This is a genomic window from Marinifilum caeruleilacunae, from assembly GCF_013141825.1.
Taxonomy (GTDB): domain Bacteria; phylum Bacteroidota; class Bacteroidia; order Bacteroidales; family Marinifilaceae; genus Marinifilum; species Marinifilum caeruleilacunae.
Map to the genome: position 1 here is coordinate 1 of NZ_RZNH01000003.1, position 19975 is coordinate 19975.

12 protein-coding genes are annotated in these 19975 nt (G+C 38.5%); 11 read left to right on the forward strand and 1 reads right to left on the reverse strand.

Translation table 11 applies throughout. From position 1 onward, the window contains the following. Nucleotides 1-578 precede the first annotated feature (578 nt). The 8 genes from ELS83_RS02675 (at nucleotide 579) to ELS83_RS02710 (ending at nucleotide 13271) form a co-directional block, all read left to right on the forward strand. Nucleotides 579-3896 (forward strand): SusC/RagA family TonB-linked outer membrane protein, encoded by a 3318-nt coding sequence (locus tag ELS83_RS02675; protein ID WP_171593983.1) that lies wholly within the window; start codon nucleotides 579-581, stop codon nucleotides 3894-3896. Nucleotides 3897-3908: 12 nt separating this feature from the next. Further along, nucleotides 3909-5654 carry a RagB/SusD family nutrient uptake outer membrane protein gene (locus ELS83_RS02680; protein WP_171593984.1) on the forward strand — a complete coding sequence of 582 codons (1746 nt, stop codon included), beginning with the start codon at nucleotides 3909-3911 and terminating at the stop codon, nucleotides 5652-5654. A 9-nt stretch (nucleotides 5655-5663) separates the two neighbouring features. After that, nucleotides 5664-6572 carry an endonuclease/exonuclease/phosphatase family protein gene (locus tag ELS83_RS02685; RefSeq protein ID WP_171593985.1) on the forward strand — a complete coding sequence of 303 codons (909 nt, stop codon included), beginning with the start codon at nucleotides 5664-5666 and terminating at the stop codon, nucleotides 6570-6572. 71 nt (nucleotides 6573-6643) lie between these two features. Next, entirely contained in the window at nucleotides 6644-7786 is a 1143-nt protein-coding gene (locus tag ELS83_RS02690; RefSeq protein ID WP_171593986.1) for an FISUMP domain-containing protein, read from the forward strand. Nucleotides 7787-7859: 73 nt separating this feature from the next. After that, nucleotides 7860-8780 carry a glycerophosphodiester phosphodiesterase family protein gene (locus tag ELS83_RS02695; protein ID WP_171593987.1) on the forward strand — a complete coding sequence of 307 codons (921 nt, stop codon included), beginning with the start codon at nucleotides 7860-7862 and terminating at the stop codon, nucleotides 8778-8780. 97 nt (nucleotides 8781-8877) lie between these two features. Next, nucleotides 8878-9831 carry a hypothetical protein gene (locus ELS83_RS02700; RefSeq protein WP_171593988.1) on the forward strand — a complete coding sequence of 318 codons (954 nt, stop codon included), beginning with the start codon at nucleotides 8878-8880 and terminating at the stop codon, nucleotides 9829-9831. A 25-nt stretch (nucleotides 9832-9856) separates the two neighbouring features. Then, nucleotides 9857-12085 (forward strand): glycerophosphodiester phosphodiesterase, encoded by a 2229-nt coding sequence (locus ELS83_RS02705; protein ID WP_171593989.1) that lies wholly within the window; start codon nucleotides 9857-9859, stop codon nucleotides 12083-12085. Then, the gene (locus ELS83_RS02710; RefSeq protein ID WP_171593990.1) at nucleotides 12072-13271 is read left to right on the forward strand and encodes a T9SS type A sorting domain-containing protein; all 1200 of its coding nucleotides are present in this window, start codon (nucleotides 12072-12074) and stop codon (nucleotides 13269-13271) included. The genes ELS83_RS02705 and ELS83_RS02710 overlap by 14 nt, the downstream gene beginning before the upstream one ends. Nucleotides 13272-13650: 379 nt before the next feature. Here the strand turns inward: ELS83_RS02710 and ELS83_RS02715 are convergent, their stop codons facing one another. Then, nucleotides 13651-13809 carry a hypothetical protein gene (locus ELS83_RS02715; RefSeq protein ID WP_171593991.1) on the reverse strand — a complete coding sequence of 53 codons (159 nt, stop codon included), beginning with the start codon at nucleotides 13807-13809 and terminating at the stop codon, nucleotides 13651-13653. Nucleotides 13810-14141: 332 nt separating this feature from the next. Between ELS83_RS02715 and ELS83_RS02720 the strand changes: the two genes are divergently transcribed. The 3 genes from ELS83_RS02720 to ELS83_RS02730 are packed head-to-tail and all read left to right on the forward strand — an operon-like array spanning nucleotide 14142 to nucleotide 19956. Further along, nucleotides 14142-17393, forward strand: coding sequence for a SusC/RagA family TonB-linked outer membrane protein (locus ELS83_RS02720; RefSeq protein WP_171593992.1), 3252 nt, complete (start codon nucleotides 14142-14144; stop codon nucleotides 17391-17393). 19 nt (nucleotides 17394-17412) lie between these two features. Next, the gene (locus tag ELS83_RS02725; RefSeq protein ID WP_171593993.1) at nucleotides 17413-18825 is read left to right on the forward strand and encodes a RagB/SusD family nutrient uptake outer membrane protein; all 1413 of its coding nucleotides are present in this window, start codon (nucleotides 17413-17415) and stop codon (nucleotides 18823-18825) included. 30 nt (nucleotides 18826-18855) lie between these two features. Continuing rightward, nucleotides 18856-19956, forward strand: a complete 1101-nt coding sequence (locus ELS83_RS02730) for a glycerophosphodiester phosphodiesterase family protein (protein ID WP_171593994.1) — start codon at nucleotides 18856-18858, stop codon at nucleotides 19954-19956. Nucleotides 19957-19975: the final 19 nt, after the last annotated feature.

The window sequence follows — 19975 nt, forward strand, 5'->3', positions numbered from 1 at the left end:
ACTTTCATACAAAATAACTTGTTGAACACCTACAACCAAGTCATTTAGACCAGAATATCTAACTTTTTTATTCTCACATGAGATTAAAAAGATAATTGCTAATATGAAATAAACTATTCTCATTCTTCATCAAATGGTTGCCAACGTAAGTGTAAAGTGTAATGCACTTTATCTACCTTATCTGTTGGTTTTTGTATTGTATTATTATATAGTCATTTGTCCTTCAAAATAGTCTCCAAAGGACTTTTTATTTTTACAAGAGACATTCCCCACACACAACTGCAAACCTCCCCTGCCTCATCAATGAAAAATAACCGATTGAATTTAACAAGATCTTATTGAATAACAAAATTAAAATTATACGCGACCTATACATTCAAAAACACCCCCTCTTACTCATCAATTTTTCATGCCAATAAAAACTTAAGTCGATGCTCAGTATGCGTTCGTCGATGCTCAGTATGCGATTGTCGATATCGCTTGTATTGTAAAATAGAAAACATTTGGTTTAGAAGTTAGAAATATTCCACGCACTGTCCCTAAGTACCAAGTGTATAATAAACTAAATTATAATTTCTATGAACAAAAAAATGAAAAAAGCCTCAAATTTTGGGCTTATCAGGCAATTGCTAAAGTGTAAATTGCTACTTCTGTTTCTGCTCTATTCCTTTACGGGTTTGGGTGCGAATTTCAAGTCTCAGCAGAGGTTTGCTGCCCCTCTACAAAAGGCAAGTGCAAAAGAGGTATACCAAACCATTACAGAACAAAGCAAATTACACAAGAAAACCATTAGCGGAAAGGTTAGCGACAGCAATGGCGAGCCTTTGCCAGGAGTAACCGTTATTGTGAAAGGCACCACAAATGGGGTTATTACCAATATCGACGGTGCTTATGAATTGCAAGTTGCTCCATCGGCAAAGCTACTCCACTTCTCCTTTATAGGAATGAAAGCCCAGGATATTGAAATTTCGGGGCGCAGCGCAATCGATGTCGTAATGGAAGAAGAGACGATTGGATTGGAAGAATTGGTTGTTATTGGATATGGTACTCAGAAAAAAGAAAACTTAACAGGTGCAGTAGACCAAGTATCGGCCGAGGTACTTAAGAATTCCCCAGTTGGTAGTATTGGAGAAGTATTACAAGGCCAAATGGCCAATGTAAATATTGGGATTGCAGATGGTAAACCAGGTCGAAATGCCAGTTTTAATATCCGAGGAATGACCTCGATCAATGAAGGAGATCCACTCATATTAATCGATGGAGTTCCTGGTGGGGATATCAATTCATTACCACCCCAAGATATTGAAAGTGTGTCCGTATTAAAAGATGCAGCATCCGCAGCTATTTATGGAGGTAGGGCAACTTTCGGTGTCATATTGGTGACAACCAAGCAGGCTAAAAAGGGAAAATTCTCAGTTGATTATTCAAACAGTTTTTCATTTAGCAAACCAATCATCACTCCCGATGTTTATATGGGAAGTGATTATATGGAGGTACAAGAAGAGTTTAGTACCAATATTAATCAAACTTTTTTCACCTCCCAGCAAATTGATTACGCAAAACAAGTTGCCATTGATCCATCCCTACCTCATGCAAAATATGAAAACGGGCAATTGTATTGTGGAGGAGAAGTTCACAACTATTACAAAGAGTGGTTCAGAGAATATACCCCAAAGCAACAGCATCACCTCGCCATAAGTAGCGGTGGAGAAAAACTTGACCTGTATACATCAGTTGATTATAACCATACAGAAGGTCCATTAAAATTGAGCCCTACAGTGATTGATAAGTATTACGTACGTACCAATGCAAAATACACGGTAAGTGACGATTTCTCAATTTTCCAGAACATATCGTTCAGCAAAAAAAAGTCTGATATTCCTGATACTGACATCTATGCATTTCAATCCAACATCTTTCGTTTCTTAGACTTTGTTTGGCCTATGATGCCTGAATATGTAGATGTTAATGGTGAAAAAGTTGCTACAAATACAGGTTGGATGAGAGAATACCTGGGAGAAAAATCTTTCAGGTATGAAGACAAACGTAACCTTCGAAACACCTTCGGCTTTGATTGGTCACTTTTTAATGATGTTGTAAAAATTCATGGTGACTATACCTACGAAAACGTGAACTGGAATAAGGAACGCTTTCGTGATAATTCAGGACCTTTTATCGATAATATCGCAAGTAACAGGAACAATATCATTCCAGCTCACCCAAAATTCAGCTCAGAATATTACCGATCCTCATATCGTATCACAAGGAATGTAGTTAACTTATACGGTTCAGTCGAGAAAAAATTTGAAGACCATTACTTTAAAGGCTTACTTGGTTTTAATCAGGAAGATTACGAAAAAACAAACTATTGGGCTAAAGTTGAGTCTCCCTTAAATATACTTCCTGCAAGATCATTAAGCTTAGGAACGGGAATCCAAACTGCCGATGATGGTGACACTAGCAATGCCTTAAGAAGTGCCTTTTTTAGATTGAATTATAACTTCAAAGAAAGGTATTTGTTAGAACTTAACGGGGCTTATTTTTTATCTTCTAAATTTTCAAAAAGCAAACGATCATCTTTACAACCTTCAGTTTCAGCTGGCTGGATCGTATCAAACGAAAAGTTTTTTGATCCACTTAGTGATGTTGTGAATCACCTTAAATTAAGAGCATCCTATGGAACTCTTGGGAATCAAAATATCGGCTCGTTCGATTACCTGGAGAACATACCAATTGGGACATTGAATTATTTACTGAATGGTAACACTGTAAGTACAGCTACTAGTCCTAACCCTAAATCTTCAAATTTCACGTGGGAAAAGGTTACCACCGTAGACCTTGGGTTTGATATGCATTTGTTGCAAAATCGTATTACAACAACATTTGATTACTATCGAAGAACAACAAGCGGTATGCTGGCAAAATCTTTTTCGCTGCCATCGGTTTTTGGAGCTCCTGTACCTAAAGAAAACAATGCTGAACTTTTGACCAAAGGCTGGGAAGTAAGTATCAATTATAAAAACAGGTTTGAATTAAAAGGAAAACCATTTCAGTATGGGTTCAGACTTTCAGTTTCGGACAACACCAGCGAAATTACCAAGTATAATAACCCAACCGGATATCTGGGAGATTATTACGAAGGGCAAAAGTTAGGTGAAATTTGGGGTTTAACTACTCTTGGCTTATTTAAAGATGACCAGGAAGCTGCTGCCTGGCCTACCAGCACAAGGTTTTATGCCTATAAAAAAGGTGGCATTAAAGCTGGAGATTTGAAGTTTGCAGATAAAAATAATGATGGGGTAATCAGTAAAGGAGAATGGACACTTGCTGATCATGGTGATTACACAAAAATAGGAAATGAAACACCTCGCTATCAATTTGGCTTTACAATGAATGCAAGTTGGAATAATTTCGATTTCAATGCATTCTTTAATGGTGTAGCAAAACGAGATTTTTATCCTGAAAAAGAAACCAACAATTTCTGGTCAGCCTATAACAGAAAGTATTCTGTATTGTTAGATCATGTTGTTAAAAACAGTTGGACAGAAGATAATCCCGATGCTTATTTCCCTAGACGAAGAGGTTATATCGCACAAGGCGGATATGAATTAGACATCCCACAAACAAGATATCTGCAAAATGGGGCTTATATGCGCTTAAAGAACTTAACTGTAGGTTACACTCTTCCTCAACACATTTCTCAAAAAATCAAATTAAAGAAACTTCGGGTTTACTTCAACGGACAAAACCTATGGGAAATTAGCAGCTTGAAAAAGCACTTACTTGATCCTGAGGGACTGGAAAGAGATCCAGATGCAAACTCAAGATATACAGGAAATGGTACTGCTTATTCTCTATCACGAGTGTATTCATTCGGGATTCAGGCAAACTTTTAAAATTCAAATACGATGAAAAAATATTCAATTATAGTAATATTAGCATTTGTGGGGATCTTAAGCTCATGTAATGATGACTACCTAGAAAGATTACCGGAAACAAGCCCCACTAAGGAAACATTTTTCACCTCTGCCGAAGCCTTGGAATTGTATACCAATTCTTTTTATGGCTACTTATCCAAGAATGAATACGAGAATGATTATCAAAGTGATAATATGGCCGAGCAATCTACACCCGAAGCTGTAAAAACAGGTTTATATTCTATGCCAGTAGAATTAGGTTCTGGAGGTTGGAAGTGGACACAATTAAGAGACATCAACTATTTTATTGAAAACTGTAAAGCCTCCAAAGGTATTGCACAGGAAGACAAAGACAAGTATTTGGCTGTTGCCAGATTCTTTCGTGCCAGATTTTACTTTAGAAAAGTAAAACGCTTTGGTGATGTTCCCTGGTATTCTAAAGTATTAGGTTCAAATGATGAAGAATTGTACAAAGCCAGAGATCCAAGAACAATGGTAATGGATTCGGTATTAGCCGATCTAAATTTTGCCGTTCAGCATGCCGAAGTAACCACTTCTAAAAACAGGGTAAACAAGTGGACGGCTTTGGCATTAAAGTCTAGAGTTTGTCTATACGAAGGAAGCTGGAGAAAATATCACACCGAAGCAGGTCTTGCTGATGCAGATAAATTTCTGACCGAAGCAGCAAATGCAGCAGGCGAAATAATAAACAGTGGGCTATATTCAACATACAACACAGGAAGCAGTAAAGATTACTACAATTTGTTTAATGCCGAAAAGGCTGATTCAGATGAAGTAATTATGGCCATTGATCTGGCTGAAGGTAACATTTCGAATTACAATAAAAGCTTTACAACTACTTCTGTGGGTAGAAGAGGCATTACCAAATCACTGGTTCATGAATACCTGATGTCTAATGGAAATACTTTCCAATCAAAATATGCTGATGTTGAAACATTGCCATGGTATGATGAGTTTACAAACCGTGACCCTCGTCTTGCTCAAACTTCGATGCCACCCAACTTTCACAGGATAGATGAAACGGCAATTGTGCTGCCCTGGTTTGGACAAAACCATACGGGTTACCAGGTTGTTAAAAGAGTTGGACCAGCAATATACGACAATGGCGATCCACGTGATATCATTGTATTCAGATTGGGTGAAGTTCTCCTGAATTATGCTGAAGCGCTTGCTGAATTGGGAACCATAACTCAAGCCGATTTAGACAAATCAATTAACGAGCTCAGAAAAAGAGTTCGAATGCCAAAACTAAGCTTAACTCCTGCTTTAGACTCCTATCTGGATGGACAGTATAAAAGCACCTCAAATCCACTCATCCTGGAAATTAGGAGAGAAAGACGAGTAGAATTGGCAATTGAAGGCTTTCGATTTGACGATTTGATGAGATGGAAAGAGGGACACTTACTTCGTGATAACGCAGAAGGCATTTATGTAACACTGAATACATATACCGACAGAGATCAGAATGGAGTTTTCGACTTGTATATCTATGATGGAAACAAGCCTTCGGATGCGGGAAGTTATCCAAAGGTAGATTTCTTCAAACTTGGCGATGCAATGTCTTTAAGCAATGGTGCAAATGGTAGGTTATTACCTTATAACAAAGCACTTCCCTCTTTTGGTGACTGGGAGTATTTATCGCCAATTCCTTTAGAAGAACTTACACTTAATCCTAAGCTAAAACAAAATCCTGAATGGGAAAAAATTAATCCTTAGAAAATGATGATGAGAACTTTATTACTAATATTTACTATTACACTAACAGTATTTGCATCTGCTTGTGACAAAGGCAGTCCTGGAGGCGAAAAACCAGAACCTCCAAGCCCTCAGCCCTCTTCTTCCTCTGATTTTATAAATGCGGCCAGCCTTAATATAAGGTACAGTAATAATACCGATGGTATAAATAATTGGGATCACCGCAAGCAATGGGTAGTCGACTTTATCTATTTTTTTGATATTGATCTAATTGGATTACAGGAAGAAAAAAACGATCAAACGGCTGAATTGAGAACACTTTTATCCGCTGATTATGGAATGATCGGTAAAGCAAGCAGCTCTCAACCAGGTTATGAGTACAATGGCATCTATTATAAAACCGAAAATATTGAACTTTTGGAATCTGGACGTTTTTGGTTATCCGAAACACCAGATGTTGAAAGTGTTGGTTGGGATGCAAAATATCACCGCCAGGTTACATGGGGGAAATTCAGGCATAAAGCAAGCAACAATGAGTTTTATTTTTTTAACACCCATTTTTCGCATGTTGGTGAAACTGCTAGAGAGAATAGTGCCATACTACTAAAAAATAAGATTAAATCCATTGCAAAAGGAGCTGCTGTGATTGCTACTGGCGATTTCAATTTACGCCCTAACTCATCATCATACAACATTCTTACCCAAGACTCTGATTCAGCCAAAAAACTAAGCGAAGGAAGAATTCTGGTAGATCGTCCATACAATGCGTTGTGTACAGGCCATTGTTTCGGAACATGCTATAAGGTTGGCAAGATTGTAGACTACGTCTTTGTCAATGACAAAATTGATGTTGAGAAATATGGAATCTTAACGGAACAAAGAGAAGGTGTTTTCCTGTCTGATCATTATCCTATTTTGACACGATTACGCTTTAAATAAAAGACAACGATTGTAATAGAAGTAATCCTGATTCAATATGTTGATTTTCTAAACAATTATAAAATAGAATTATGAAAGCTAATATAAATAGATCAATAATCTACTACATTTTTATAGTAATGCTTATCAGTTGCGATAAGTCAGATGATATCCCTTTGGACACCACTCCCCCGGCAGAAGTTACAAATCTAACTGCAAGCGCGGGTGATTCAAAAGTGGTATTAGAATGGACCGAGCCTTCAGACCAGGATTTTGCCCAGGTACAAATCACATTTACTCCTGAGAATAATCTGGTACAACCCATACCATTAAGCCCTGGATTCCCAACCAAAGAATTTTCTGGTTTAGAAAATGGGGTTGAATATACTTTCACAATCCAAACTGTAGATTCGACTGCAAATAAATCGACAGGAGTAAGTGTAAAGGCAACTCCTGTTGAACCAGTTGTTGAAGAGCCAACCGAGATGGTTGATGAAAGAGATGGCAAGCGTTATAAAATTGTAAAAATTGGAGAACAGGTTTGGATGGCTGAGAATCTTGCTTACCTGCCTACCGGAGCAAGTTTATCGGCTAACAATGTAGGTAGCAATAAATCCAATTTCACAAAACACTATTATGTATATGGACTAGATAATGGAGGAAGCATGGCTGATGTGAATGCAAACCCTGCTGTAAAAGAGAACTTCGATAAATATGGTGTAATGTATAACTGGTTTGCAGCCATTGACATACCAAGTACTGTAACAGATACAACAACGCTTAAAACATACCTTGAATCATCAGCTACCCTACAAGGAATTGCTCCAAAAGGATGGCACGTACCAACCGATGAAGACTTTAAAGTTCTTGAAGCTACATTGGGTATGAGTGAAGAAACACAGGACAAGACCAGTTACAGAAACGATAACTCGGAGGGAATGAAGCTGAAATCAGAAACAGGTTGGAAAGAAGATTCAGGAACAGATGAGTTTGGTTTTGCCTTATTACCAAGTGGACGTTGGAAGAAAGACAAGTTCCAGTTCCTGACAGAATATGGATACCTATGGACATCTTCTCTTAGCCATTTCAAGAGCAAAACCGATGCTAATGGTGATGAATATTTTGAAACCAGGGCATGGTTACGATATGTAAAATACAACAACAATGGTGTTGGACGTGCCAATTGGGAACATTTTAATGGTTATGCCATTCGATGTGTGAAAGATAGCGAGTAAACTTTTCAAATATGAGACTTATCCCTTTCTAAGGGTAAGTCTCATATAATATCACAAAACAACAGATAAATTTATGAATAAGATATTATTGGTTTTATCACTTGCAATATCATGCTTTGCTTGTTGTACAGAATGCAAGAAGAATGATGATAAAGTTAAAAATAAGGATACATCAGTCTTACTGGATGAGTATGTAAATGGAAGTAATGTTTTGGTCATAGCGCATCGGGGCGATTGGAGAAATGCTTGCGAAAATTCCATTCTCGCCATCGAAAATGCCATTAAAATGGGCGTTGACATTGTGGAAATAGACCTTAAGAGAACTTCAGACAAGCAATTGATTTTAATGCACGACCATACTCTGGACAGGACGACTACCGGCTCTGGTAAAGTAAAAGATCACACACTGAAAGAGATACAGGAGCTTTTTTTAAAAGACGGAGCAGGACACCGAACAGAGTTCAAGATTCCAACTTTAAAGGAAGCCCTATTAAGCACCAAGGGCAAAATATTGGTCAACCTGGATCAGTCCTACAAGTATTTCGAAGAGGTTTTACCGATTCTGAAAGAAACCGGGACAATGAATCAGGTGATTATGAAAGGCTATAACGTGCCCATTGAAGAGGTAAAAAGTAAGCTGGGTGTTTTCTACGACTCTATTCAATATATGCCGATTATAAAATTGGGTGCAAAGGGCTACAAAGAAAGAGTTTTGGAAGTAAAGAAGAATCATTTCGAGGCCGTCGAATTTACTTTTACTTCCGACACCATTCCTACGGTTCATGAGTTTTTTGATTTTCAAGAAAAAGGCACACGAGTATGGGTAAATTCTTTATGGTCGCATCATAACTCTGGACATCACGACGACAGAGCCTATACCGAAAATCCTGATGTTGCCTACGGTTGGTTGGTTTCAAAAGGAATTAATATGATACAAACCGATCGTCCCCAATTGCTTTTAGAATACCTACGCTCCAAAGGCTTGCATCAATAAGCGATAAAACCTCTATGAAAGGCATGAAAACTTATGCCTTTCATACTTCAATAAAATACAACTAACCAATTATTTTTTAATCTAAAACGATTCGAATATGAAAACACAAAAAACATTAACACAGTTTCTTGCAATTGCATTATTAATCTTATCAGTCAATAAATTATCAGCACAAAGAGCAAATGATCGTGATGCAAAAGATGATTGGACCAATCACAATTCATGGTCCTGGACCCTTGATGATGACAACAATGGAAATGGGGCAGGATTCAGGTGGTGGAAAAATGGAGGAAATGATCTGGATGATCTGATGATGAGACTAGATGAAGACAAGAATTTATATAAATATGGCAATACCTTTGTTCAATACAAGGCTTCACAGCGTATTTTTAAGGGATTGTATTTTGTCTCGGATAATATTTCCCCAAAAACAGCCATGCTTGGCTGTAATGAAACCACCCTTTACTTAAGTTCAGATATTGCAAGAAACGAACATCCAAGAAATTTAATCATAAATAGTCTGGGAGACCTTAGCTTACAGAGTAGTTCTGTAACCATTAACGCTACTCCTGAATGCCAGGTATCCATTAATACCGATGCAAAAGTAGAAGATGCTGCTTTAACAGTGGGAGGTGCTATGTATGTTGGACCCAAGTTAAACCTTACCAGTAGTGAAAAATTTTCAGAAGATCACATTACCAATTATAAACTTTGGGTTGAAGACGGAATTGTTACCGAGGATATTGCAATCGTATCGGTTAATACCTGGAGAGATGACGTTTTTGAAGAAGATTATTCATTACCAAGCTTAGCTGAAGTTGAAGGCTTTATTAAGGAACATAAACATTTGGTTGGGATTCCATCGGCCGAAGAGGTTTACAAAGAAGGATATTCTATGCAGGAATTGGATGTGGCACTTCTAGGCAAAGTAGAAGAACTAACCCTGTATACAATTGAACAAGACAAGAAAATTGAAAGCCAGGATTTGAAAATTCAGGAATTAACTGAAAGGCTGCATTTACTGGAGAAGTTACTCGACAAGAACAAATAATTCTCACCTTTAAAAATCAGATATTATGAAATTATTTAAAATATCCTGTTTTGTATTTGGAGTATTCCTTATGTTCTGGTCGCACCAAGCCAATGCCTCTGTTTATACCATTCATACCAGAGCAAAAAAAAGTTTGGCTTTTCCAATTACAACAGATATAAGACAAAATTTTGGAATAAAAGGGAGAGCATCGCAAGGTGCAATTACAGTTCGTATGTATTATGAACCCATGTATAATGATGGTGGAAATCATAGTGATGGACTCATTTATGGTATAAAAATAACGAGAGATTACATTACCAATTTTGGAGGTTTAGGATGGATCATTACTGATGAGACCCCCTGGTACTGTAATCTTGGTGTTTGGACTTGTGGTGATAGAGACTATACTGTCTGGAGCACGGCTTATAAGAACAGATTTTTAAAAGCGATAAGTCGGGAAAGCAAGGGCTTTTTAGATCTAAGTTCTTTAGTACGCGGAGAAAAGGATGAGGACAACGAAATATCAGTCATCATTGAGGTGGAGTTTACTGGAAATACCCATATTGAAGATTTGATTGAAATAAAAGTCCCTGGTATATCGGAGACCATTACCAAGGAAAATCTAGCTGTACTAAAAGTAAAAGGAATTAACTTTCAAAAAAGACCACTTGCCACTAAAGAGCAGCTAGATGCAGCACATGAAGAATACAATGATAAAGCTGTAAATGCTTTTCCAATTGCTGTAAATTATCAGACTGGATCGTTGGAAAGAGCATACACTTTTCTCATTCCACGCCTACCCGATCAAGGCTCGATAAGAAGTAGAGTATATGATACTAATATAGCTCTTCGTCCTCTTTACAATTCCCAAATTGATAAATATGAATATTTTGTGGCCTCAAGCACAAATGCGTTCCTTTTGCCTCCACAAGCCATATCCACAAAGGGAGAAAAACTTTTTCGGGCCCATGCAGAAGGCACCGAACGCGATTTTTATTTATACAAAATTACACTTCCTTCAGGATGGCTGTCAACTCAAAGGGTTTTAATTCATAACATAAACTCAACAGGACCATTTCCGATCTATAATGGCGAAATTCAGATTGAGAGGCCCAGTATTACTAATATCAACCGTAAGATTTACCATAAAAAAAGTCTTTTAGGGGTCAATCGACATTTAATTGCATGGCACAGGGGAGATTGGAGAGGAGCCCCGGAAAATACCATGGAATCTATTGCTGCTGCAGCGGATTATGACTTACTGGAATTAGATCTTGCTCGTGCAGGAGGAGACTTGTCACATGATGGCATTCCACACTACGTTCTTTTTCATGATCCTTTCATGTTTAGAGAATCCAGTACAGGGCCATCTGACCCATGTGTTGATCCCTACGATAAGCTTTTGGTTCCCTCAACATTGCTGGCATTTGCCAAGCGTCAAGAACTACGGAACGAGTTGAAAAGGAGATTCCCAGGCTATACGGAAAGTCAGTACGACGATTGGATTAAAAAACCAGAAGACTTTACTTTTAATGAGTTGACTCAGATGACTGTGAGAGACAGGTTTGGATGTTTAACCGAGGTTACCATTCCATCTTTTCATGAAGCCATCAACCTGGCAAGGGATTTAAACCTTGGTATCATGATAGATAAAGGTTGGGATGATATTGATGGAGTATACTGGACTGCCATTGAGCACAATTATGAGAACAATATATTTTTTAAAGGAGGTCCCAATAGGAATGTAAGTAAACTGGTAGCACAATATGGAGATGAATTAATGCAACAGGTTGGATATACACCATTTTATTTTGATAATCTAGCTCAAAAAGCATCGTCGGTAAATGAGAATGGAGAGATCATATTCCTTGAAGAATTTATTGACAAACATGACCATCATAAATGGAACATCCCTGGATTCGAATTGCAAATTAAAATGATGGCAGAAGATGGAAGTGCTGAAGATGGTTTCTCACCGGATGGTATCAACCGCTTGCTTACCTTCAAAGACAAGTACAAACCAAGCAAATGGATTGGAATCACTCAAATTAACCCAACTGCCAGTAATGGATTTGACAATAAGTTAGTCTATATGGATGCCGGATCTGATCCAAGACAAGCAAATCCGTATTCGTCGAGGTTTGACAGAAGAGCTGATGTAATTTTTAACATTAATTATTTGGAATGTGATTACTGGACTTCCGATCGTCCTGATGTGATCATTGACTTTTTAAAAACACTTGGTAAATTTTCAACTCATGAAGAACAATAAAGCATATATCATTGGGCTATTTCTTATTTTTTGGATGGCAATTAATTTTTCATCTAAAACCCATGGACAATCACTTCCGAAACCCAGCATTCATTGGACTTTTGACTATAATGATGCACTGTATCACCAAAGATTGACTTTTCAGCCAAAAGATGGGGATGGAAATGTACTTCATTATTATGATGGTAACTGTGCGATGCGTGCCCCATCAATTGCAAGTCAAGATGCTCACGGGTATGAGAATTCACATACTGCTTACAGGCTTGAAGGAGATGAATATTTTAAAATTGTTAGCACAACAAATCAGTGTTCTTTTTTTGGCTTATCCAATAATAACGAAGTAGATGCATTTACGCTTACCCTTTGGGTGAAAATGACTTCAGAATCTGCGGAGGAAAGAATTTTGTTTGGAGCAAAATACAGAGAAGACGATGTGGATGTTAAGTTTGGACTGTCTTTAATAGGTCAAACACTTTACTTGAAACAATACTTTGAGGAATGGTGGCGTGATGATCGTTCTAAAACCGTTTCAAGACCATGGAAATACAGGTTATTGGAACCTGCGGCATTTGATGCAGGCCCTGGGTGGTATTATGTCTGTGCCGTTTTTGCTAAAACCCAAAAATACATGCGAGTTTTTGTTGGCAAGCCGGGAGATGGAACCGAATATGGCTATGGCACAAACAAAGTTAGACGCAAATTCGATGGTCGACTCATTTGGATCCCAGGAATTAGAGAAGGTTTGCCTGATTTTTCTGAATGGGTAATCGGTCCGGCAGATGGTCTGGTCTTCTCAGACATGAAAATTTATCACTATGCTCTTGATTTGTTGGAAGCCAGAAACATTTACTATGAAGAGCATGACGAACCCGGCAACATGCGAAATTCATCCAAAACTGCCAGTCTGGAATCAAAAGAGGATCTAAGTGAAGAAATAAATCCCGGAACTCTAAAAGTTTATCCAAACCCCACCGATGGAGAAGCCTATATCGAATTTCCGAACCCCAAGAATACAACTTATCAATTACAGGTGGTTCATGCCGGAACATCGAGTGTGGTTTATTCCAACGATAAGGTAAGTGGAAACCGGGTAATCATAGACCGCAAGTACATCCAGTCTTCGGGTCTTTACATTATCATACTAAGAGGTGAGCAAACCTACAAAGCGAAGTTAATTGTGAAATAAAGTAGTCTATGTAAGGTGCATAGAGAAAAACGAGAAGGTGTCCAAAAAGAATTGGGCACCTTTTTTATTCTGCTAAGCTCCTGTTTTTAACTTACTAAACCATGATATTTCAGATAAAAACCCTCCGCTGCCGCACGAATCCTTTCGTGTGGCTTCTACACAATTGGATTAACTAAATAATATCATATTAAATGTTTATTTTAATTTGCTCAAGTTATTATTCTGAAAAAACCTCAAGTCTTTTATAGAAACATTTTGGTAGTCTCACCACACGAAAGGATTCGTGCGGCAGCGGGGGTTTCCCAACCAAAACTAATGCGAGTGAAAAAGCTCGAAAACCTCTGAAACCCTTATACACTAAACACATTGTTAGCGGTTGTTATTCCGCTATTTTATCATCAACAAAATCATTAATTGCATTTTCAACTTTTTCCGTTTGCTTTTCAACAATCCTCTTAGATTTCCTATCCAGAACTCCTGATAGTTTTGATAAACCAGGAATCTCTGCAAGTTTCACGCTCTTATCTAAAGCATCCATAAGTAAATGGTCCGATTTGTTATAATCAGAAATCAGTTTACCAGGATTTTCAGAACTAACTTCTACAACCGACTGAATTTAACAAGATCTTATTGAATAACAAAATTAAAATTATTCGCGACCTGTTCATTCAAAAATTACCCCTCTTCCTCATCATTTTTTCATGCCAATAAAAACTTAAGTCGGTGCTCAGTATGCGTTCGTCGATGCTCAGTATGCGATTGTCGATATCGCTTGTATTGTAAAATAGAAAGCATTTGGTTTAAAAGTTAGAAATATTCCACGCACTGTCCCTAAGTACCAAGTGCATAATAAACTAAATTATAATTTCTATGAACAAAAAAACGAAAACAGCCTCAAATTTTGGGCTTATCAGGCAATTGCTAAAATGTAAACTGCTGCTTCTGTTTCTGCTCTATTCCTTTACTGGTTTGGGTACGAATTTCAAGTCTCAGCCGAGGTTTTCTGCACCTCTACAGAAGGCAAGTGCAAAAGAGGTATATCAAACCATTACAGAACAAAGCAAATTGCAAAAGAGAACCATTAGCGGAAAGGTTAGCGACAGCAATGGCACTCCCCTGCCAGGAGTTACTGTAATTGTGAAAGGCACCACAAATGGAGTCATCACCAATATCGACGGTGCTTATGAATTGCAAGTTGCTCCATCGGCAAAGCTACTCCACTTCTCTTTTATTGGGATGAAAGCACAGGATATTGAAATTTCGGGCCGCAGTGCAATCGATGTCGTAATGGAAGAGGAGACAATTGGATTGCAAGAGGTGGTTGCCATTGGTTATGGAAAATTGTCAAGACGGAAAGTGCTTGGTGCTGTGTCTTCAATAAAATCAGAAGACATTTCACAATTGCCAGTTGCCAGTGTAAATGAAGCTCTTTCTGGTCGAACTGCAGGTGTTCAAGTGATAACATCGGGTGCCCCGGGTAGTGCTTCAAGAATACAGGTAAGAGGAGTTGGTAGTATTACTGCTGGTCGTTCTCCTTTGGTTGTTGTTGATGGTTACCCACTTACAGAGGGCAGTGACTTAAGCGCTGTGAACCCGCAGGATATTGAAAGTATTTCTCTATTGAAGGATGCTGCATCTACTGCCATTTATGGTTCAAGGGGAGCCAATGGTGTACTGATGGTGACAACCAAAACAGCAAAGTCGGAGAAGGTGACTTTTAATTTTGAAGGATACTACGGATTCCAAAACGTTTTAAATCCTATGGAACTGATAAATGCCTATGAGTTTGCACAACTCACAAAAGAGGCCAGGGACTGGGGATATGTATCTGATGATCCATCAAAAAGATTTGCAACTGATGATAGAGCGACCCGTGAATTAAAAGGAGCATCCTCTAGACAAATTATGCCCGCAAACGTTTCAAAATATCTAGATGGTACTCCTGGCTTAACGGATAACAATTGGTTGGACGATCTGTTTCGCGATGGCAAAATTGAAAGCTATAACCTTTCGGTTTCTGGAAGAAATGGAAATACCAAGTGGATGGTTTCAGGTGGCTATTTTAACCAGGAAGGGATTATTTTAGGATCGGATTACAAACGCTACACTACCAAAATTAACCTTCAAACAAAACTTCATGAGAAAATAAAATTTGGAATCAACCTTGCACCAAGTTTATCCTACCAAAATGCCATAATTGATGGCTGGACCGACAGCCCCTTACAACAGGCTTTTTTAATGGAACCCTATTTTACGCCATATAACGACAAAGGAGAATTGAATATTAGCCAACAAATCAGGTGGCACAACAATGAAGGAACAGGTGGTGCTTTGGCTGAAAATCCCATAGCAATCGCCCTGCAAAAGAAAGATGAAAAAAATAAATTCCGATTGTTTGGAAGCACCTTTATTGAAGTAGAGATCATCGAAGGGCTTACTTTTAAAACCTTACTTGGAGGAGATTTCGACTATACTTTAAGAGAACAGTTCAGACCTTCAACAATAGGAAAATACCGAAAAGATGTAGATGCTGTCGATCCCTGGGCAAAAGAACAAACCAAGGTAAGACAAAACATTCTCACTGAAAACACTCTGACTTACACCAAAAGTTTTGACAAGCACAACCTGAATGCTCTGGCAGGCTATTCTTATCAGAAAGAAAATAAAAAGTACATTACTGTAGATGCCCCGGTATTGGATAACAACTACATTACCAATGTTGCCGGAAGCGCTACAACCAAAAGCAAAAAGGAGTATTACGATTGGTATTTGATTTCCTACTTTGGGCGTATCCAGTACGACTACGACTCAAAATACCTTTTGAGTGTTTCTGCAAGAAGAGACGGTTCTTCCCGATTTGGTGATGATACTAAATTCGGATCATTCCCTTCCCTATCTGCTGGTTGGGTGGTTAGCAATGAGGATTTCTTCCCGAAAGATTTATCGATTAACAATCTGAAATTAAGATACAGCTGGGGAAAAACAGGAAACAATCAAATTTCCGATTATGGCGCAATTGCCACACTAAAAGCCTCGAATGCCTATTTAGATGGGAAACTGGCACCGGGACAAATCCCAGACACTTCTCCAAACTCAGGCCTCTCTTGGGAAACATCAGTTACCAATAACTGGGGTTTCGACCTGGGATTGTTTAACAACAAACTGCTTTTGCAAACCGATTATTTTATTGCCAAAACCAAGGATATGCTCCTGAAACTCCCCGTGTTGGATCAATCAGGATTTTCAAGTTCCCGACAGAATGTTGGCAAAATGGAAAATAAGGGTCTTGAATTTGTACTCTCTGCCAATAATATTAAGCTGGGGAAAGTAAAGTGGACCAGTAGCATCAATTTTTCAAAAGTGAAGAACAAGGTTACGGCTTTGGGACCTGGTCAAACTCAAATTCCAGGAGGGGATACTAATCTAACACAAATAGGAAGAGAGATTGGCGAATTCTACGGTTATGTTGTAGACGGAATCTATAAGTCGCAGGCAGAAATTGATGCGTCAGCTCAAAAAGGCAGCACTGTAAAAGTAGGTGATTGGAGAATTGTGGATGTTTCAGGAAATGGTACTGTTGGTGAAGAAGATAGAAAAGTAATTGGCTCATCGTTGCCTGATTTCACTTATGGTTTCAACAACAGATTCTCATATAAAAATTTCGACTTAAATGTATTTATCGACGGGGTTTACGGCATTGATGTTTTAGACAAAACAGTGCGAAATGCCACGAATGGGCAAGGTTTTTCCAACCAACTTAAATGGTATTACAAAAACAGGTGGCATCCCCAAAATAATCCAAATGGTACATTGGCAAGACCCGATGCAACCCAATCAAGCGAAAGGTTAAGAGCCAATGTTTCAACCGCATTCTTGCAGGATGGTTCCTTCATGCGTATCAGAAACATCACATTAGGGTATAATTTGCCAAAATCTTTATGCTCTAAAATTGGTGCGGATAAATTGCGCTTGTATGTAACCGCAAAAAATCCGGTAATGTTTACAGATTTTAAAGGATTTAATCCTGAACAAGCTACCTCAAACGCACTAAATCCAAGTAATACGCAAGGTGCTTATCCTCAAAATAAATCCTTTGTATTTGGTGTAAATCTATCCTTTTAAACATTAAGAATATTTTATCATGAGAATTTCAATATACTTATCATTAATTGTAGCAATTGTCTTGAGCACAGCTTGTGAAGACGATTTAAACACAGTCCCGGAGGTGAAAAATACCAGTGCCGGATTTTATAAGACTGAAGCCGATATAGAGGCTGCGGTAAATGCTGCTTACGCAGGATTGCAAAAAAGTGGACTCTATGGATACAACTATCACATTTTAATGGAGTGTAGGTCCGACAATACCTTTGAAGAATCGCCAACCAGTTCTGGTGGGTATGGCGATATTGATCTCTTTAACAAGAACACTTCAAATTCGGTAATCAAAAATACCTGGAGTCAGACCTACAAAACAATTCAGGCAGCAAACATTGTCCTGAATAGGATTGACGTGATAGACGACATGTCTGCTGATCTTAAATCAGCCAGGAAAGGTGAAGTAAAATTTATTAGAGCCTTACTTTACTATAATCTTGTTAACCTATATGGAGATGTTCCTTTGGTAACAAAAGAAACAACTGATCCAACAGACTATTTTGGACAGGGAAGAACACCGCTTGCCGAGGTATATCAACAAATCATAACAGATTTAACAGAGGCTGCAAGCGAGCTTCCTTCAACAAATGGTACAGGGCGTGCCACAAAAGGAGCTGCCAATGCTTTACTGGGAAAAGTTTACCTGACTATTGGAGATCCGGCAAAGGCCGAAACTGCATTACGATCAGTTACAGGCTATAGCTGGATTCCAAAATATTCGAATCTGTTTGGTGTTGACAATGAAAACAATGCCGCTTCCATATTTGAAGTTCAGTATGAGTCAAATATCAATGGAAACAGTGAAGGAAGTAAATTTGCGGCAAAGTTCACTGCACAGGCAAATCCAGGTTCAAAAGGGAACAATATCATCACACAGGATTTAATTGATTCATTTGAACCAGGCGACCTAAGACGAAATGAAATTATACCCGACCGCCAAAATTCATCTCTCTTTATATCTACCAAATATATAGATGACAACCGAACTGTGCTTGAAGATGGGGCAAACAATGTGATTGTCTTGCGCTATGCCGATGTTGTATTAATGCTGGCCGAAGCATTAAACGAAAAAGGATATGTGGCCGATGGCGAAGCTTTTAGCTTAATCAACCAGGTTAGAAAAAGAGCTGGGCTGGCAGATTTAACAGCAGCAACTGTAAGCAGCCAGGAGGCATTTAGGGCAGCCTTGTTAAAGGAAAGAAGGCATGAATTTTTCTATGAGTGCCATCGCTGGTTCGACCTGAAACGCCTGGGAGATCCTGTAAAGGTTATGAATGCACACTTTGCTGGTATTCCAGGTCGTAACATCACGATTGCAGCAACTGATTTATTATACCCAATCCCTCAAAATCAGATTGATACTGATCCAGATTTCATGAAACAGAATCCGGGTTACTAGAAGGGTAAATCTTGATTAAAAAAGTACCACATGAAACAATATTTGATATACCTGCTCACTTTCATACTTGCTTTACCCGCATGCACAAAGGATGATAATGATGTATTGAAAGCATCTTTCACATTCTCACCGGAGAATGTTGTAGTTGGAAATGCAGTACAGTTTACCAACGAGAGTTTGGGAACAGATGAGTACACGGTTTATGCATGGAATTTTGGAGACGGTACAACATCCGATTCCAAAAATCCAATCCATACCTACCGGGATATTGGAAAAGGAATTTATGAAGTAAGCCTGACCATTAAAGGTGGCGGTACCGAAAACACCTTTAAGCAGGCCGTTCAGCTTTCCTTACCCGGAACAATAACAGGCAGAAAATCTTTAAAAGAAAGGCTTGCTAGCGATGCAATCGTAGTTTGTGCCCACAGGGCTTGTCATCAGCAAGTGCCGGAAAACTCTATTGCAGCCATACAAAATGCTATTGATGCAGGGATTGATATGGTTGAAATTGATATTCGCAGCACAAACGATGGAGAATTGGTTTTGATGCACGATGCCACAGTCGATAGAACTACGAATGGTACAGGAAAAGTTAGCAATCTGAGTTTAGAAGCAATTCGAAAATTAAAACTGTATGACAATAGCGGCAGGCTTACCGATGAACAAGTACCTACTTTGAAGGAGGTGCTGAAGTTGGCAAGAGGTAAAATCTATATCGATTTGGATATTAGTAAAAAAGCCACATTTGAAAAGGTGTACCCTCTTGTAAAGCAGTTTGGAATGCTGGAGCAGGTCATGTTCTATTCTTCCGAACTCCAGGTAATCAGCAATATGAGCAGTACAGATGATGAGGTATTGGCAATGCCAATGATTCGGGACGAATCCGATTTTAACACTTATTCCAATATGGATATCAATTTGCATGTGGTGCATTATTCCAGTAGTTCTTTTAACGAGAGGCTGGTACAAAAAGCCAAAGATAAAGGGTGGAAAGTTTTTGTGAATGCCTATGTAAACTCCTCTACTACGCCAAGCACAGATAATTACGGAGCAGTAGATAAGGCTCGTGCATTAGAAGGCAATATTATTCAAACCGACTACCCCATTGAAATCAAACAATATTTACAATGAAACTTTCCCGGGCAATTAA

Excerpts from the sequence above, each read along its gene's own strand:
- ELS83_RS02675 (WP_171593983.1), top strand. The coding sequence starts at position 579 with ATGAACAAAAAAATGAAAAAAGCCTCAAATTTTGGGCTTATCAGGCAA.
- ELS83_RS02690 (WP_171593986.1), top strand. The coding sequence starts at position 6,644 with ATGAAAGCTAATATAAATAGATCAATAATCTACTACATTTTTATAGTA.
- ELS83_RS02700 (WP_171593988.1), top strand. The coding sequence starts at position 8,878 with ATGAAAACACAAAAAACATTAACACAGTTTCTTGCAATTGCATTATTA.
- ELS83_RS02730 (WP_171593994.1), top strand. The coding sequence starts at position 18,856 with ATGAAACAATATTTGATATACCTGCTCACTTTCATACTTGCTTTACCC.
- ELS83_RS02680 (WP_171593984.1), top strand. The coding sequence starts at position 3,909 with ATGAAAAAATATTCAATTATAGTAATATTAGCATTTGTGGGGATCTTA.
- ELS83_RS02705 (WP_171593989.1), top strand. The coding sequence starts at position 9,857 with ATGAAATTATTTAAAATATCCTGTTTTGTATTTGGAGTATTCCTTATG.
- ELS83_RS02710 (WP_171593990.1), top strand. The coding sequence starts at position 12,072 with ATGAAGAACAATAAAGCATATATCATTGGGCTATTTCTTATTTTTTGG.
- ELS83_RS02715 (WP_171593991.1), bottom strand. The coding sequence starts at position 13,809 with ATGGATGCTTTAGATAAGAGCGTGAAACTTGCAGAGATTCCTGGTTTA.
- ELS83_RS02720 (WP_171593992.1), top strand. The coding sequence starts at position 14,142 with ATGAACAAAAAAACGAAAACAGCCTCAAATTTTGGGCTTATCAGGCAA.
- ELS83_RS02685 (WP_171593985.1), top strand. The coding sequence starts at position 5,664 with ATGAGAACTTTATTACTAATATTTACTATTACACTAACAGTATTTGCA.
- ELS83_RS02725 (WP_171593993.1), top strand. The coding sequence starts at position 17,413 with ATGAGAATTTCAATATACTTATCATTAATTGTAGCAATTGTCTTGAGC.
- ELS83_RS02695 (WP_171593987.1), top strand. The coding sequence starts at position 7,860 with ATGAATAAGATATTATTGGTTTTATCACTTGCAATATCATGCTTTGCT.